13 protein-coding genes are annotated in these 17439 nt (G+C 59.6%); all 13 read right to left on the reverse strand.

The features are described 5' to 3' along the window. Positions 1–35: 35 nt before the first annotated feature. Positions 36–1061 (reverse strand): glycosyltransferase family 4 protein, encoded by a 1026-nt coding sequence (locus N5D61_RS17955; RefSeq protein WP_279893724.1) that lies wholly within the window; start codon positions 1059–1061, stop codon positions 36–38. Beyond that, positions 1058–2026 (reverse strand): SDR family oxidoreductase, encoded by a 969-nt coding sequence (locus N5D61_RS17960; protein WP_279893770.1) that lies wholly within the window; start codon positions 2024–2026, stop codon positions 1058–1060. Before N5D61_RS17960 ends, N5D61_RS17955 begins: the two co-directional genes overlap by 4 nt. Positions 2027–2094: 68 nt before the next feature. After that, the gene (locus N5D61_RS17965) at positions 2095–3468 is read right to left on the reverse strand and encodes a phosphomannomutase (protein ID WP_279893725.1); all 1374 of its coding nucleotides are present in this window, start codon (positions 3466–3468) and stop codon (positions 2095–2097) included. 305 nt (positions 3469–3773) lie between these two features. Further along, the gene (locus tag N5D61_RS17970; protein ID WP_279893726.1) at positions 3774–5213 is read right to left on the reverse strand and encodes an MBL fold metallo-hydrolase; all 1440 of its coding nucleotides are present in this window, start codon (positions 5211–5213) and stop codon (positions 3774–3776) included. 140 nt (positions 5214–5353) lie between these two features. Then, positions 5354–5593, reverse strand: a complete 240-nt coding sequence (locus N5D61_RS17975) for a lipopolysaccharide assembly protein LapA domain-containing protein (protein WP_108237234.1) — start codon at positions 5591–5593, stop codon at positions 5354–5356. Positions 5594–5611: 18 nt separating this feature from the next. Beyond that, positions 5612–5911 carry an integration host factor subunit beta gene (gene ihfB, locus N5D61_RS17980; RefSeq protein WP_108237235.1) on the reverse strand — a complete coding sequence of 100 codons (300 nt, stop codon included), beginning with the start codon at positions 5909–5911 and terminating at the stop codon, positions 5612–5614. 258 nt (positions 5912–6169) lie between these two features. Beyond that, the gene (rpsA, locus tag N5D61_RS17985) at positions 6170–7855 is read right to left on the reverse strand and encodes a 30S ribosomal protein S1 (protein ID WP_108237236.1); all 1686 of its coding nucleotides are present in this window, start codon (positions 7853–7855) and stop codon (positions 6170–6172) included. A gap of 122 nt (positions 7856–7977) precedes the next feature. Beyond that, positions 7978–8667: a (d)CMP kinase gene (cmk, locus tag N5D61_RS17990; RefSeq protein ID WP_279893727.1), complete on the reverse strand. Its 690-nt coding sequence runs from the start codon at positions 8665–8667 to the stop codon at positions 7978–7980. After that, a complete protein-coding gene (locus N5D61_RS17995; protein ID WP_279893728.1) occupies positions 8664–10871 on the reverse strand; it encodes a bifunctional prephenate dehydrogenase/3-phosphoshikimate 1-carboxyvinyltransferase in 2208 nt (735 codons plus the stop codon). Before N5D61_RS17995 ends, cmk begins: the two co-directional genes overlap by 4 nt. Positions 10872–10899: 28 nt before the next feature. Continuing rightward, positions 10900–12012 (reverse strand): histidinol-phosphate transaminase, encoded by a 1113-nt coding sequence (hisC, locus tag N5D61_RS18000; RefSeq protein WP_279893729.1) that lies wholly within the window; start codon positions 12010–12012, stop codon positions 10900–10902. 174 nt (positions 12013–12186) lie between these two features. Then, on the reverse strand, positions 12187–13281 hold the full coding sequence (gene pheA / locus N5D61_RS18005; protein ID WP_108237240.1) for a prephenate dehydratase: 1095 nt from the start codon (positions 13279–13281) through the stop codon (positions 12187–12189). Continuing rightward, positions 13281–14366, reverse strand: coding sequence for a 3-phosphoserine/phosphohydroxythreonine transaminase (serC, locus tag N5D61_RS18010; RefSeq protein ID WP_108237241.1), 1086 nt, complete (start codon positions 14364–14366; stop codon positions 13281–13283). Before serC ends, pheA begins: the two co-directional genes overlap by 1 nt. A gap of 117 nt (positions 14367–14483) precedes the next feature. Further along, positions 14484–17279, reverse strand: a complete 2796-nt coding sequence (gyrA, locus tag N5D61_RS18015; protein ID WP_279893730.1) for a DNA gyrase subunit A — start codon at positions 17277–17279, stop codon at positions 14484–14486. Between the last annotated feature and the right edge of the window lie 160 nt (positions 17280–17439).

Below are 17439 nucleotides of genomic sequence, written 5' to 3' on the forward strand. Positions count from 1 at the left end.
CCGCGAAAAGCCGATCACTTGCCCAAACCCGATAGTCAGGCCTGGACCCGTTCCAACTGACCTGCGTTGAACCTGATGGCAAGAAGGACCAACGGCACATATGCAATGACCACGCCGATCGCGCCATCCAACCCGAAACGGATGACGCAGAGCGCTACTGGCAGAAGCCAGCACAGATTGATTACACCGACTGCAGACGTCACAGGGAGATGCCGACCGAACCTTCGAGAGGCATATTGGTAGGCGTGACTCCTGTGAGCCTCATAGACCTTGTCGCCTCGAACGAGCCGACGAATGAGGGTAACGGTAGCGTCAACGATGAAAACGCCTAGAAGAATAAGCCAAGCCCACAACAACTGCGAGGAAATCCACGCAGCCTGAAGCGACAGCAACCCCAGAACGATGCCTAGAAAGCCACTGCCTGCATCACCCATGAAGATTTTCGCGGGAGGGAAATTCCATAACAGAAACCCCGCCACCGCAGCGGCCAGTAGGACCAGTAGCCAAATAGGCCCGAACGCGCCTTCAACTGCGTACAGCACCGAGGCCCCGAGGCAAACGGTGATCGCCTCGACGCTGGCAATGCCGTCGATGCCATCCATGAAGTTGTAGAGATTGAGCAGCCACACCAGATAAAACACGGCGAGCACATTGCCCACCATGCCCAGATCCATCGTCATTCCCCATACGGAGACCGCTGGAAAACCACCCAGCCAGTACAGTCCCCACCCAGCCGCAACAAAATGCCCTAACAAGCGCCAACGTGCGGCGATGTGACCATGATCGTCGAGAAAACCCAAGCCTGCGATAAACGAGCCCGCGCCAAACAGCCCCAAGAACGTGGAGAACGGCAACGCGTCCACCCCGAATGCCACGGCCAGAACGACCAAGTAACCAACGACGATCGCCACCCCGCCCCCGCGGGGTGTTGGGACCGTATGCGAACTTCTGCCGTTTGGAATATCGAGCAGACTTTTATGCAATGCGTATCGGCGCAGACCGTAGGTCAGAACGAATGTAAAACCGATTAATAGAGGCGCAGCCAGCCACCAGTGATTCATTTTCGATCCGTAGCTAAAAAATGGTCGACGGTTTTTTTGAGGCCAGCTTCGACCGTTACAGGGGGCACCCAGCGCAATAAAGCCTGGTTTTTTGAAATATCCACCTGGAGGGACCCCAGTACACGCTGAGCCGCCGCCCGCCGGTTCAACAGTGCGGCTCCTACTCGAAGTACCACCGACGGAACGGGTATCAGCCATCCAGACGAGGGCATGTGGGCCCTCAACCCTTTGATCAGGTCGGTGGTGGACAAATCCCGGCCGTCGCTGACCAGAAAGACTTCATTGGCCGCTGCCGGATGGTCGATGCAGACGCGAATGAAGTCGACGAGATTATCCAGCGACACCAGGCTGCGGGCGTTGGCGATGGCGCCTAACGGCAGGGGGACGCCTCGATGCACCCACCGCATCAATTGGGCAAAGTTAGCCTTCACCCCCGGCCCGTAAACCAACACGGGACGAATGATGACGACCTCCATGCCACTTTGCCTCGCGACCGCCAGCAACCCCTGCTCCGCCTCATGTTTTGAAAGGGCGTACGGATCGGTGGGATTGGGTTCGGCATCCGGTGTGAACGCACGGCCCTTTTCCGTTGACTCCCCGTTGACCTTGATCGAACTGAGGAAGACAAACCGCCGAACGCCAGCTTCCGCGGCCTGCCTGGCGAGATTGAGCGTCCCGGCAGTATTGACCTCTCGGAACAAGGCGAGCGGGTTTTCTGCCGTTTCCTGCATGACATGCACCCGAGCGGCCGCATGAACGACGCAGTCGATGTTCTGAAGCAGGGGTTGCCACGGCGTATGGGCACCGATGTCCCCCACGAAGCCTTGATCCACATGGACCGTAGGAGGCGTGCCGCGGTTTCTGGAGACCGCAACGACACGAGTGTGGGGCAGATCCGCCAGCGCCTCGACGAGCGCGCGACCGACCCACCCGGCACTTCCTGTCACCAGGATCTTTCTGGTCATAGTCCATCCATTCAACAAAAAGCACACGGCCCTGAGTGAAGCACTCAGGGCCGTGCCGTCAGAAGCGATTACTGGTTGTTGAGCAATGCTTCGATTTCCCTGACTTTCGACGCCACCAGTTCAGGATCACGCCGACTCTCGACATTCAAACGCAACAACGGCTCGGTGTTCGAACCGCGCAAGTTGAAACGCCATTGATCGAACTCAAGGCTGATGCCATCGGTTTTATCGATGTTAGAGCAGGATGGGGAGTAGTGCTCCAGCACCCTGTTCAAGACAGCTTTGACGTCATTCACTTTGTAGTTGATTTCACCACTGCATGGATAGGCGGCCATGCGCTCATCAACCAATTGGGAGAATGACTTGCCGGAGACAGACATCAGGGCAGTCACGAGCAGCCATGGAATCATGCCGCTGTCGCAGTAGGCGAAATCGCGGAAATAATGGTGGGCGCTCATCTCTCCACCGTACACCGCGTCTTCTTTGCGCATGCGTTCTTTGATGAAGGCATGGCCCGTCTTGCACAGTACGGGGGTACCGCCCGCCAGACGCACTTGGTCGATGGTATTCCAGGTCAGCCGTGGGTCATGAATGATCTTGGAGCCTGGGTGCTGCTTGAGCAGCATCTCTGCCAGAAGCCCGACCAAGTAATAGCCTTCGACGAAACGCCCTTTTTCGTCGAAAAAGAAGCAACGGTCAAAGTCGCCGTCCCACGCCAGCCCCAGATCGCAACCATGCTTGATCAGCGCGTCACGCGTGATGGTGCGGTTTTCGGGGAGCAGCGGATTTGGGACGCCATTAGGGAAATTGCCATCTGGCTCGCCGTTGATGATGACCCACTCGAACGGCAAACGGGATTTGATCGCTTCCAGTGCAGGGCCGACAGCGCCGTTGCCAGGATCGGCGAGAATTTTCAGTGGGCGAAGGTCGGCCCCTTTTACGTAGCCCAGCAGATGCTCGATGTAGGCAGACTTGTCGGGTGCCTGTTTGACACTGCCCGGTTGCGCGGCGGGGCTGCCGAAATCACCTGCATCCACGCGCTGACGAATCGCGTCGAGCCCCGTGTCACCGCTGATCGGCCGCGACTCGCGCTGGACCAGCTTCATGCCATTGTAACCCTTGGGGTTGTGGCTGGCTGTCACCATCACCCCCCCGGAGGCCCCATAGTGGCTGGTCGCGAAATAGACTTCTTCGGTGCCGCACAGGCCGATGTCGATGACATCCGCACCGGCATCCTGAATACCTTGAATCAGCGCTTGAGCCAAGGACGGGCTTTCGAGACGCATGTCTCTGCCGACCACGATATTGGTTGCGCTCAGCTCGACCACCATCGCCCGCCCAATGCGGTAGGCGATGTCGGCATCCAGATCGACAGGAACCTGACCACGGATGTCATAAGCCTTGAAGCAGCGTGTCTGAATAGCGGGATAGACGGAATTCATGTGTAGAAACCTATGCGACGAAAGAAATCCAGGGATTTCCTTGCTCAGAATGAAGCAACCTGCCATCAGGCTGCGCGCACCCTCGCGTAAAGCTGAGGCGAGGGTTTAGGCAGTGAAAACGAAGATTAGTTAACCGCGCGCCCATAAAAATTCTTCGTCTTCCGGATCCCTGTTCACCCGGTCAACGAAGGCCTTGGGAATTGCGGGATGATACCAAAAAGACGGCGGCCTCACGCAGGGATACTGCGAGCCAGAGCGCTCCCGGCTTAGCGCGTGCGATGGGCCGAACAACGGAGCGCCTCTGTTTATTCGATGTGCACTGTTTTCGATTGTGCGCGGTATTGCCTCTCCAGTACCTGCCCCAGCTTTTTCCTCGCTTCGCTCTCCCCATGAACCAGCCGAATGCGCGCTGGCCACTGCGCCATGCCTGTGACGAACTTCACCAACTCGTGCTGATCGGCGTGTGCCGAATAGCCGCCAAGGGTCTCGATGCCCGCCTTGATGGGATAGCGCTCCTTGTCGAGCTCTACGTAACCGCCAACAGCGCCATATTTCTGAATGGCGGCGCCTGGCGTCCCCTTCGCCTGGTAGCCGACGAACACCACATTGTGTCGAGGGTCCCCCAGCATCGCTTTGAGGTAATTGACCACGCGGCCGCCCGCGCACATACCGTGACCGGCGATGACGATGGCGGGTCGCCCGGTGCTCGCGAGATAATTCACGACCTGAAGGTGCTTGGCATGGGTGTCCACTGTGATCAATTGTCTGAAGCCCAGCGGTTTGCGCCCCTCCTTCACGCGCGCCGCACCCTCCTCATCCCACAACTCGTCGAAAGCCTGGTAGATGCGGGTCATCTGCTCGGCCAACGGTGAGTCCAGAATGACCGGGAGCTGAGGCCAGTTGACCGGAAGTGACGCGTCGCAGCCGTCTTCGACGCGGCAGGACAAGGCTCTTTGATGGAGGATATCTTCGATCTCGTACAGCAACTCCTGGGTTCGGCCAATGCTGAAGGCGGGAATCAGCACCGTGCCGTGATCGAGCAAAGCCCTGTCAATGACGGCTTCGAGACGTGCCTGTCGCGTGGCCCGATCCTCGTGCAATCGATCCCCATAGGTGCTTTCCAATACCAGAAGATCGGCTCTCTCGGGCGACCGCGGCTCGGGCAGGATGGGCATGTGGGAAGACCCCAGATCCCCCGAAAAGACGACGCGATAAGGGGCCTCGGTGTGTGTGTAAATCAAATCGCACTCGACATAGGCCGAGCCCAGCACATGACCGGCGCGTTGCAGGCGGACTCGACAATGGGCCTCGGGCGCCTTGATGACGTCGAACCAGGTGTCGAACGGCAGTGCGATGATCCGTCGCTCGACTTGCTTGAGGCAGCGCTCAATGGACTGACTGTCGTAACGGGGATTGAGTCTCAGCGAATCCTCGAGCATGACCGGCAGCAATTTGGCAGAGGGCTCACTGCACAGGATCGGCCCCTTGAATCCGGATGCCAGCAATTCGGGGATACGACCGATATGATCGGCATGGACATGGGTGATGATCAGCAGCTTGAGAAGCGATACATCGAAATCGATTGCGCTGGCGGATCCACACAAGCGCCCTATCAACGCCGCTTCCTCGCCTTGAAACACGCCACAGTCGATCAGCAGACGATGGTCGGCGCAAACGCGCAGTTCGTGACAGGATCCAGTGACGCCATCCCCGGCGCCATGATGGATGACTTCTGGATATTTCATGAGGTTCCCTCTCGACCACTTGCTGAAAGCGGCGCAGCTTAACCGGAGTGAACAGTGCGTTCAGCCGTTAAGTTTTTCGAGATCTTTCGGAAACACTCGGGGACATTTTTCTTCCAGCGGCCAGCTGGAAAAGGCGTTGATCACACTACGCGCGATGGTTTTGTTTTTTTGCGCGAGCGTGTAAACAGAGCCAACACAGGACCGATGGCCAAACCCACCAGTAAAGCCAGAATCACCGGCACGGCCACGGGGAGCTCGGGGGCCGACCAGCCAAACAGCACCAAGGTAGCGGGCTGCTGATTTTCCAGCATGAAGACTACCGTCGCCGAAGCAATCAGCACGACGACGACAAAAAACAGCAGACGTTTCAGATTACGCATCGGGTTCTCCTCGGACGGCTATTGGAGCCCGTGCTCCTCCTCTTCGTTCACTCGGTCACGAAGCTCTTTACCCGGTTTGAAGTGAGGCACGAATTTACCATCGAGACTGACGGATTGCCCGGTTTTGGGGTTGCGCCCGACACGTGGAGCGCGATAGTGCAGAGAAAAGCTGCCAAAGCCCCGAATTTCAATACGGTCGCCTGTGGCCAGGCATTGCGACATCTGTTCAAGCATGGTCTTGATGGCCAACTCCACATCCTTGGATGAGAGCAGTCCTTGATGGGTGACAATTCGTTCGATCAACTCCGACTTCGTCATATTTTTCCCTTCTTTTTCAAGCAGCTAGGTTAAGCGCTTTGAAGGTTTTAGCACGCCGGAAGGTATTTGAACAGCCCGTATATGCACATATCTAAACGGGAAGTCCAGGCAAGAGGCCATTATTTTTTGCAGCCCAAGCCAGCCGGGGCTTACAGGCAACTGCACCGGCCGGATACGACGCCCAGCTTCCTTCTGACAAACCGAGCGCGCACAAAAAAGGGCGACCGAAGTCGCCCTTTTTCAATGGTCAATCAGAACTCAGTTCTGCTTTTCCATCTGTGCACGCAACAGGTCACCCAGCGTGGTAGGACCGGTGTTCTCAGCGGTGTCAGGCTTGCTACGCAGGCTCTGAATCGCTTCTTTCTCGTCTTCAACGTCTTTCGACTTGATGGACAAGCTGATCACGCGGCTCTTACGGTCAACGCTGATGATCTTCGCTTCGATCTCTTCGCCTTCTTTCAACACGTTACGCGCGTCTTCAACGCGGTCACGGCTGATTTCGGAAGCTTTCAGAGTCGCTTCGATGTCGTCGGCCAGGGTGATGATCGCGCCTTTGGCATCAACTTCCTTCACGGTACCGCGAACGACTGCGCCCTTGTCATTGACAGTGACGTACTCGGAGAACGGATCGCTTTCCAGTTGCTTGATGCCCAGGGAGATGCGCTCACGCTCTGGGTCAACGGAGAGGATGACGGTATCCAGCTCGTCGCCCTTCTTGAAGCGACGTACGGCTTCTTCGCCGACTTCGTTCCAGGAGATGTCCGACAGGTGAACCAGACCGTCGATGCCGCCGTCCAGACCGATGAAGATACCGAAATCGGTGATCGACTTGATGGTACCGGAGATCTTGTCGCCCTTGTTGAACTGGCCAGAGAAGTCTTCCCATGGGTTCGACTTGCACTGTTTGATGCCCAGGGAGATACGACGACGCTCTTCGTCGATGTCCAGAACCATGACTTCCACTTCATCGCCAACCTGAACGACTTTAGATGGGTGGATGTTCTTGTTGGTCCAGTCCATTTCGGAAACGTGAACCAGACCTTCGACGCCTTCTTCCAGCTCAGCGAAGCAGCCGTAGTCGGTCAGGTTGGTGACACGCGCAGTCACGCGGGTACCTTCTGGGTAACGTGCCTTGATAGCGACCCATGGGTCTTCACCCAGTTGCTTCAGGCCCAGGGAAACACGGTTGCGCTCGCGATCGTATTTCAGGACTTTTACATCGATCTCATCGCCAACGTTGACGATTTCCGATGGATGCTTGATGCGTTTCCAAGCCATGTCGGTGATGTGCAGCAGGCCATCGACGCCGCCCAGATCCACGAATGCACCGTAGTCGGTGAGGTTCTTGACGATACCCTTGACTTGCTGGCCTTCCTGCAGCGATTCCAGCAGCGCTTCGCGCTCGGCGCTGTTCTCGGCTTCCAGGACACTGCGACGGGAAACGACAACGTTGTTGCGCTTCTGGTCCAGCTTGATGACCTTGAATTCCAGCTCTTTGCCTTCCAGGTGCGTGGTGTCGCGCACTGGACGGACGTCAACCAGAGAACCTGGCAGGAACGCACGGATGCCGTTAACGTCGACAGTGAAGCCGCCCTTAACCTTACCGTTGATAACGCCCTTGACCACTTCTTCGGCTGCGAAAGCGGCTTCCAGAACGATCCAGCACTCGGCGCGCTTGGCTTTTTCGCGGGACAGTTTGGTTTCGCCAAAGCCGTCTTCGACCGCGTCCAGCGCAACGTGAACTTCGTCACCGACCTTGATGGTCAGCTCGCCAGCGTCGTTGTAGAACTGCTCGAGCGGGATGACGCCCTCGGACTTCAGGCCAGCGTGTACGGTAACCCAGTCGCCGTCGATGTCGACAACGATACCGGTGATGATAGCGCCCGGCTGAAGATTGAGGGTTTTCAGGCTTTCTTCAAAGAGTTCTGCAAAGCTTTCGCTCATTTTAATTCCTGTTGATAAAGGCGAAGTATCCGCCTATCTGCCACGCTCCAGACAACGTGGGTTTCGTTCATATGAAAGAAAGCCTGCGGGACTTCGACTGGTCTTCCCACATGGCTTTCAAATCACCCGGCGAGGTCGCGAAGCGCGACTTCACTCATGATGCGTTCCAACACCTGTTCGATGGACAATTCGGTGGAATCCAGCTGAATGGCGTCAGGCGCCGGCTTGAGCGGGGCAACCGCTCGCTGGGTGTCGCGCTCGTCGCGGACACGTATCTCATCTAGCAGACTCGACAGACTAACATCGTCACCTTTGGCCTTCAACTGCAAATATCTGCGACGGGCCCGTTCCTCGGCGCTGGCGGTCAGGAAAATCTTCAATGGCGCGGCCGGGAACACGACGGTGCCCATGTCCCGCCCATCGGCGATCAACCCCGGAAACTCCTGAAAGGCCCGCTGCCGCTGCAGCAGGGCTTCACGGACGGCGGGCAGGGATGCGACCTGCGACGCGCCGCTGCCGACCCGCTCATTGCGGATGGCCATCGTCACCTCTTCGCCTTCGAGAATGATGCGCTGACCGTGGTCACCGGTCGCCGCCTCGAACTGCACATCCAGATGCGCAGCCAGCAGCTTCAGCGATTCTTCGTTGGTCAGGTCGACACCATGGTTGCCCGCCGCGAAGGCAAGCAGTCGGTACAGCGCGCCCGAATCCAGCAGGCACCACCCCAGACGCTTGGCCAGCAAACCGGCTACCGTCCCCTTTCCGGAACCGCTTGGTCCGTCGATCGTAATGACCGGAGCTTGAGCTTTCACGATTGCCCCTCTTGCGCTACACGAATACCCACCTGGCCACACAGCGCCAGGAAATTGGGAAAAGATGTCGCCACATTGGCGCAGTCCCGAATACGAATCGGGGCTGCCGCGCGCAGCGACGCGATACTGAACGCCATGGCGATGCGATGATCGCCGTGACTGTCGACTTCACCACCACTGAGGCTTGCGCCTTCAATAATGAGGCCATCGGCACTGGCTTCAACCGGTACGCCCAACCTTGTCAGACCGTCGGCCATGGCCTGAATGCGATCGGACTCCTTGACGCGCAACGCCTGTGCCCCTCGCAGCACCGTCCGCCCCTCGGCACAGGCTGCCGCGACAAACAGCACCGGAAATTCGTCGATGGCCAGCGGCACGAGTGCTTCTGGAATGACGACGCCCTTGAGCCGGGCGTGACGAACCCGCAAGTCAGCGACCGGTTCGCCGCCCACTTCCCGGAGGTTCTGCACCGAGATATCTGCACCCATCAGACGCAGGATGTCGATGACTCCCGTTCGCGTCGGGTTGACGCCGACATGTTCGAGCAGCAGATCCGAACCCTCCGCGAGCGACGCGGCGACCAAGAAAAAGGCAGCCGAGGAAATGTCGGCCGGGACTTCGATGCGGGTAGCCTTGAGAGAACCACCCGGCTGGACCGACGCCGTGGCGCCGTTGCCGGAGACCGGGTAACCGAATCCGCGCAGCATACGCTCGGTGTGATCGCGCGTGGGCGCAGGCTCGGTCACGGTTGTAGTTCCTTGGGCATACAGCCCCGCCAGCAGCAGGCTGGACTTCACCTGGGCGCTGGCCATGGGCAGGACATAACCGATGCCCTTGAGTGACTGCCCGCCGCGGATCGTCAATGGCGGCCGACCGTCGGCAGCGGTTTCGATGACCGCCCCCATCTCACGCAGAGGTTCGATGACTCGCCCCATCGATCGCCTGGATAGCGACGCGTCGCCGGTCAGGACACTGTCGAACCGTTGCGCCGCCAGCAAACCGGCCAACAAACGCATGGAGGTACCGGAGTTGCCAAGGTAGATCGGGCCTGGGGCGGGCTTGAGCCCGTGAAGACCCACGCCATGGACGGACAGACGACCATGATGCGGACCCTCGATGACCACGCCCATGTCGCGAAACGCTTGCAAGGTCGCCAAAGCGTCTTCACCTTCCAGAAAGCCTTCCACTTCCGTCGTGCCATTTGCCAGCGACCCCAGCATGATCGCCCGATGAGACATCGATTTGTCGCCAGGCACGCGCAGCCGGCCGGTGACGCATCCTCCCGGCTGGGCAACGAATGTCACAGCCCCCGCAGCGGCTCTGTCGACATAAGCACGGCGGGCGAGAATCTTGCCGAAATGTTCCCGCGCGACACGGGCCCGGGTAAAGACACCGAGCAGTTGATGGCCGTCCCCAGCGTCCACCGCGTCACGCAGGGCATCCAGGTCGCTGCGAAAGGTGTCGAGAGTACGTAAAACAGCCTCGCGGTTGGCGAGGAAGATGTCATGCCACATCACCGGATCACTGCCGGCGATGCGGGTGAAATCCCGGAAACCACCTGCCGCGTAGCGGAAGATCTCGAGGTTCTCGTTGCGTTTGGCCAGCGAATCCACCAGGCCGAACGCAAGCAGGTGGGGCAAGTGACTGGTGGCAGCCAGCACTTCGTCATGCCGCTCGACCTGCATGTGCTCCACATCGGCACCCAGTTCGGACCACAGGCGGTCGACCACGGCCAGGGCAGCCGCATCCGTTTCCAGAAGGGGCGTGAGAATGACCTTGTGACGGCGGAACAACTGGGCATTGGACGCTTCGACGCCGCTTTGCTCGGACCCGGCGATGGGGTGCCCCGGTACGAAACGCACGGGCACCGCGCCGAAGGCTTCGCGCGCCGCGCGCACGACGTTGCCCTTGGCGCTCCCCACATCCGTCAGCACGGCATTCCCAAGGTCGAGCGTCGAGAGCACGCCCAACAATTTTTCCATGGCCAGGATCGGCACTGCCAACTGAATGACATCGGCACCGACACAGGCTGCAGCAATATCTTCTTCACAACGATCGACGACACCCAGTTCGACAGCCAGTCTGCGGGATTGCGGGTCGAGGTCGACACCGACCACTTCGCGGCAAAGACCGCTTTGCTTCAAACCCTTGGCGAACGACCCCCCGATCAGACCGAGGCCGACCACCACCAGGCGGCCGATCATAGGTGCAATCGGTTGCACTGCTGTGACATCAACCACGCGCCAGGACCTTGCTCAATGCTTCGAGGAAGCGGTTGTTCTCCGAAGGCAGGCCGATGCTGACACGCAGGTGGTGAGGCATGCCGTAACCGCCGACCGGACGCACGATGACACCCTCACGCAGCAAGGCATCGTAAACCGGCCCTGCTTCACGTCCGACGTCGACCGCAATGAAGTTGGCCTTCGACGGGATCCAGCCCAAGCCCAGCGTACGCAAGCCCTCTTCCAGTTGCTGCATGCCGGCCTCGTTCAGGCGACGGCTTTCAGCTACGTATTCGGCATCGCCCAGCGCAGCGCAGGCCGCCGCCAACGCGAGGCTGTTGACGTTGAATGGCTGACGCACGCGGTTCAGCACATCGGCCACTGCGGGCGACGACAGGCCGTACCCCACACGCAACGATGCCAGGCCGTAGGCTTTGGAGAAGGTGCGCGACACCAGCAAATTCGGGTAAGTGCCGAGGAAGTCCAATCCGTCCGGCAGATCGCTGCCTTCGGCGTATTCAATGTAGGCTTCGTCCAGCACCACCAATACGTCTTTCGGCACATCGGCGAGGAAATCAGCCAGTGCCTGCGGGCCGAACCAGGTGCCGGTCGGGTTGTTCGGGTTGGCGATGAATACCACGCGGGTATTGCTGTCGATGGCCGCGAGCATCGCGGGCAGGTCATGCCCCCATGCCTTCGCTTTGGCCACTCGCGCGTTGGCGCCAACGGCTTGCGTGACGATCGGGTAAATGGCGAACGCGTGCTCGCTGAAGACAGCATTCAGGCCCGGAGCCAGATAGGCCCGGGCGACGATTTCCAGAATGTCGTTGGAACCGTTGCCCAACGTCACTTGATTGGCTTGCACGCCGCATCGCTCGGCCAACGCCTGCTTGAGATCAAAGCCGTTGCCATCGGGATAGCGGGTCAACTCGGCCAGTGCATCGCGGATGGCCTGCAGTGCCTTGGGGCTTGCGCCCATCGGGTTCTCATTGCTGGCCAATTTGATGATGCTGGCCGGATCGATATTCAGCTCACGTGCCAGTTCGTCCACCGGCTTGCCGGGAACGTAAGGCGAAAGTTTTTGCACGCCGGGCTGCGCCAGCGCGAGGAAGTCGCCGCTCATTTACCGCTGTACCTCATGAAAAATTGACTCAGTTCGTCGCCGTGAGCGTGTCGGGGTGCGCTCGCGATCGCAGTGTGTCAGCCACCCGCTGGGAGGCCGGTCTGATGCAGCGCGAGCACATCACTCCCATAGGTTTCGATCCAGATGCCCCGACCTGTCGGACGACACCCGAGATCAGAGGACCGCTTTGGGATAGGAGCCCAATACCTTCAGGGCAACAGCTTCCTGGCTGATACGCTCCAACACGGCCTTGATCAACGGGTCACGGTGGTGGCCGACGAAATCGATGAAGAATACGTAGGTCCATTTCCCACTGCGCGAGGGACGCGTCTCGATGCGGGTCAGGTCGATTCCATTCTCATGGAAAGGCACCAACAGTTCATGCAACGCCCCCGGCTTGTTGCTCATCGATACGATGATCGACGTCTTGTCATCGCCGGTCGGAGGCACTTCCTGATTGCCGATCATCAAGAAGCGAGTCGAGTTGTCGGGGCGGTCTTCGATCTTCTCGGCAATACGGGTCAGACCGTAGAGACTGGCCGACATGTCACCCGCGATCGCCGCAGAGTTCCATTCGCCCTTGACCCGCTTCGCGGCCTCGGCGTTGCTCGACACCGCTACGCGCTCCACGTTGGGGTAATGCGCGTCCAGCCACTTGCGGCATTGGGCCAGCGACTGGGCGTGGGAGTAAATTCGACTGATGCTGTCAGTCTTGGTGTTTTCGCCCACCAGCAAGTGATGGTGAATACGCAGCTCGACTTCGCCACAGATGACCATGTCATGCTCGAGGAAGCTGTCGAGCGTGTGGTTGACCGCACCTTCAGTGGAGTTTTCCACCGGGACCACACCGAAATTGACCGCCCCCGCTGCCACTTCGCGGAAGACTTCATCGATCGCCGCCATCGGTTTGCTGATCACGGCGTGACCAAAGTGTTTCAGCGCAGCGGCCTGGGTGAAGGTGCCTTCCGGACCGAGATACGCAACCTTCAACGGCTGCTCCAGCGCCAGGCATGACGACATGATCTCGCGGAACAAGCGCGCCATTTCCTCATTGCTCAATGGGCCGCGATTGCGCTCCATGACCCGCTTGAGCACCGCCGCTTCACGTTCGGGGCGATAAAACACAGGCTCTTCACCTTCGGCGAGGCCGGCCATCTTGACCCGAGCCACTTCCTGGGCGCAGCGAGCGCGTTCGCTGATCAGTTCCAGAACCTTTTCGTCCAGGCTGTCGATGCGCACCCGCAGCGCTTTGAGTTCCTGCTCGGACATCAGCCGTGCTCCTTCTCGAATTCAGCCATGTAGGCCACCAGCGCCTCTACGGCGTCCAGGCCCAAGGCGTTGTAGATCGACGCGCGCATGCCGCCGACCGAGCGGTGACCCTTGAGATTGAGCAGATCGCGGGCCTCGGCACCGGCCAGGAACGGCTTGTCCAATCGCTCGTCCGCCAGACGGAATGGCACGTTCATCCAGGACCGGGCGTTAGGGCTGATCGGGTTGGTGTAAAAGTCGCTGCCGTCAATGAACCCGTAGAGGCGGTCTTTCTTGGCTCGATTGCGTTTCTCCATCGCCTCGACACCGCCCTGCTCTTTCAGCCACTCGAACACAAGGCCCGAGAGGTACCACGAATAGGTGGCGGGGGTGTTGTACATCGAGCCGTTGTCGGCGGAGATCTTGTAGTCGAGCATGGTCGGGCAACTGCTGCGGGCCCGCCCTAGCAGGTCTTCGCGCACGATGACCACCACCAGACCGCTCGGACCGATGTTTTTCTGCGCGCCCGCATAGATCAGCCCGAATTGAGAGACGTCGATAGGGCGTGACAGGATGTCCGAAGACATGTCGACGACCAACGGAACATCACCCGTCTCGGGGACCCAGTCGAATTGCAAGCCACCGATGGTTTCATTGGAAGCGTAGTGGACGTAGGCAGCGTTTTGGGTCAGTTGCCATTCGTTCTGGCCAGGAATCGCCAGGTAATCGTAGGGCTTGGCGCTGGCGGCCACGTTGACGTTACCGAATCGGCGAGCTTCCTCGATGGCCTTTTTCGACCAGATGCCGGTTTCGATGTAATCCGCCGTGCCGTTTTCCGGCAGCAGGTTGAGCGGGATTTCGGCAAACTGCTGGCTCGCCCCCCCTTGCAGGAAGAGAATCCGGTAGTTGGAGGGAACGGACAGCAGCTCGCGCAGATCCTGCTCGGCCTTCACGGCGATGGCGGTGTAATCGTCGCTGCGATGACTCATCTCCATCACTGACAAGCCCTTGCCATGCCAATCCAGCATCTCGGCCTGGGCGCGCTGCAGGACGGCATCAGGAAGCGCGGCAGGGCCGGCACAGAAGTTAAAGGCTCGCTTGCTCATATCCACTCTCGTCAACTCGTTGAATTCGAAACGGCTGCAGCCTGGGCCTTCACGGCGCGGCGGCAGCTCTGGCCAAAGCCAAGAGGGCCCGCGAAGGGCCCTCTCATACAACGTCTATCAGTCCTGCGACTCTTCTTCGTCGGCGGCGCCATCGACTTGGAGATCACCACCGGCCTCGTCGGCGTCGGCCAGGTCGATCGCTTCACCTTCCAGCGTCTCGCCATCGATGCCTTCGCCATCCAGCTCATCGCCCTCGACTTCCGAAGGCTCCTGAACCCGCTCAAGCCCCACCAGCGTTTCATCTTTGGCCAGCTTGATCAGGGTCACGCCTTGAGTGTTACGCCCCAGGCTCGACACTTCGCCGACGCGGGTACGGACCAACGTGCCCTGATCGGAAATCAGCATGATCTCCTCACCGTCCTGCACCTGAACCGCGCCGACCAGACGACCGTTACGCTCATTGCTGACCATGGCGATCACGCCCTGTCCGCCACGCTTGTACTCAGGGAACTCGGTGATCGCCGTGCGCTTGCCGTAGCCACGCTCGGAGGCGGTAAGGATCTGGCTGCCCTCTTCCGGAATCAACATGGAGATCAGCTTCTGGCCTTCCTGGAGACGCATGCCGCGCACGCCGCGGGCGGTACGCCCCATGGCCCGCACTTCGGATTCCTTGAAGCGCGTCACCTTGCCCCCGTCGGAGAACAGCATGATTTCCTGCTCGCCATCGGTGATGGCGGCGGAAATCAGAATGTCGCCTTCGTCCAGTTCCAGCGCGATCAAGCCCGAGCTGCGCTGACGGCTGAAGGCCACCAGCGGCGTCTTCTTGACGGTGCCGTTGGCGGTGGACATGAAGATGAACGGCGCCTTCTTCTTGTCCGCGGCCTTGAGACGCGCCTTGCGTTCCTCTTCACTCTCGTTGGCGTTCTCGATGTCTTCGACATCCACGTCCACGCCTTCAGCCTCTTCCTCGTCAGCCCGCTTGCGCATGGCTTCGAGATCGACCGGCAGCATGGTGGTGATGTACTCACCTTCGGTCAGCGGCAACAGGTTGACCAGCGGACGACCGCGGGCGGCGCGTGACGCCTCCGGAATCTCGTAGGTCTTGAGCCAATACACCTTGCCCTTGCTGGAGAACATCAACAGCGTGGTATGGCTGTTGGCGACCAGCAGATGGGCGATGTAGTCCTCGTCCTTGATACCGGTGGCCGACTTGCCTTTGCCGCCACGGCGCTGGGCCTGATAGACGGCCAGCGGCTGAGTCTTGGCGTAGCCCCCGTGGGAGATGGTCACGACGCGCTCTTCTTCCGGGATCATGTCGCCGAGGGTCAGGTCCAGGCGCGCATCGAGGATTTCGGTGCGGCGAGCGTCGCCGTATTCGGCACGGATCAGTTCCAGCTCCTCGCGGATGACTTCCATCAGGCGCGTGGAACTGTTGAGGATGCGGATCAGCTCGCCGATCTGGGTCAGGATTTCCTGATATTCGGTCAGCAGCTTCTCGTGTTCCAGCCCGGTCAGGCGGTGCAGTCGCAGCTCCAGAATCGCCTGAGCCTGCTCAGGTGAAAGGAAATACTTGCCGTCACGCAGGCCGTATTGCGGGTCGAGGTTTTCCGGACGGGACGATTCGGCGCCAGCGCGCTCGATCATCTCGACCACCGCGCTCGACTCCCAAGGCGTATTGATCAGCCCTTCCTTGGCTTCGGCCGGGGTCGGCGAGGCCTTGATCAGCTCGATCACCGGATCGATGTTAGACAGGGCCACCGCCTGACCTTCGAGAATGTGCGCACGCTCACGCGCCTTGCGCAGTTCGAACACGGTCCGGCGGGTGACGACTTCACGGCGATGGCGAATGAAGGCTTCCAGCAGATCCTTCAGGTTCAGGATGCGCGGGCGACCATCGATCAACGCGACGATGTTGATGCCGAAGACGCTTTGCAGCTGGGTCTGAGCGTAGAGGTTGTTGAGGATGACCTCAGGCACTTCGCCTCGACGCAACTCGATCACCACGCGCATGCCGTCCTTGTCGGACTCATCGCGCAGTTCGGTGATGCCTTCGAGCTTCTTCTCTTTGACCAGTTCGGCGATCTTCTCGATCAGCCGCGCCTTGTTCAACTGGTACGGCAGCTCGGTGACGACGATCTGCTGGCGGCCACCGACCTTGTCGATGTCCTCGACGACGGAGCGGGCACGCATATAGATGCGGCCACGACCGGTCTTGTAGGCTTCGACGATCCCCGCGCGGCCGTTGATGATGCCGGCGGTCGGGAAATCAGGACCGGGGATGTATTGCATCAACTCATCGACGGTCAGGTTGTTGTTGTCGATGAGGGCCAGGCAACCATCGATGACTTCACCGAGGTTGTGCGGCGGAATGTTGGTCGCCATGCCCACGGCGATACCGCTGGAACCGTTGACCAGCAGGTTGGGAATACGGGTCGGCATGACTGCCGGAATCTGTTCGGTGCCATCGTAGTTGGGCACCCAGTCGACGGTTTCTTTATGCAGATCCGAGAGCAGTTCGTGAGCCAGCTTGGTCATGCGCACTTCGGTGTATCGCATGGCGGCGGCGTTGTCGCCATCCACCGAACCGAAGTTGCCCTGACCGTCTACCAGCAGGTAGCGCAGGGAGAAAGGCTGGGCCATACGCACGATGGTGTCGTAGACCGCAGTGTCACCGTGGGGGTGGTATTTACCGATGACGTCACCGACCACACGGGCGGATTTCTTGTACGGCTTGTTCCAGTCGTTACCCAGTTCGCTCATCGCGTAGAGGACACGCCGGTGCACGGGCTTCAAGCCGTCGCGCGCATCGGGCAGAGCACGTCCGACGATGACGCTCATCGCGTAGTCGAGGTAGGACTGCTTCAGCTCGTCTTCGATATTGACCGGGAGGATTTCTTTGGCCAGTTCGCCCATGAGAAGCCTGATTCCTTTTTCTGGTGAAACCTCGCCCTCCCCTCCGGGATGAACGAAGCTCGCCGCTGCCGACAATTGCCTGGCAGCGACTTACGACAAATCAGCGAGTTAAGCCATGGATTTGCGCAGTGAAGGGAGCCGCAACGCGCCCCCTTGGAAA

It is taken from the genome of Pseudomonas sp. GD03842, assembly GCF_029841165.1.
Taxonomy (GTDB): Bacteria; Pseudomonadota; Gammaproteobacteria; order Pseudomonadales; family Pseudomonadaceae; genus Aquipseudomonas.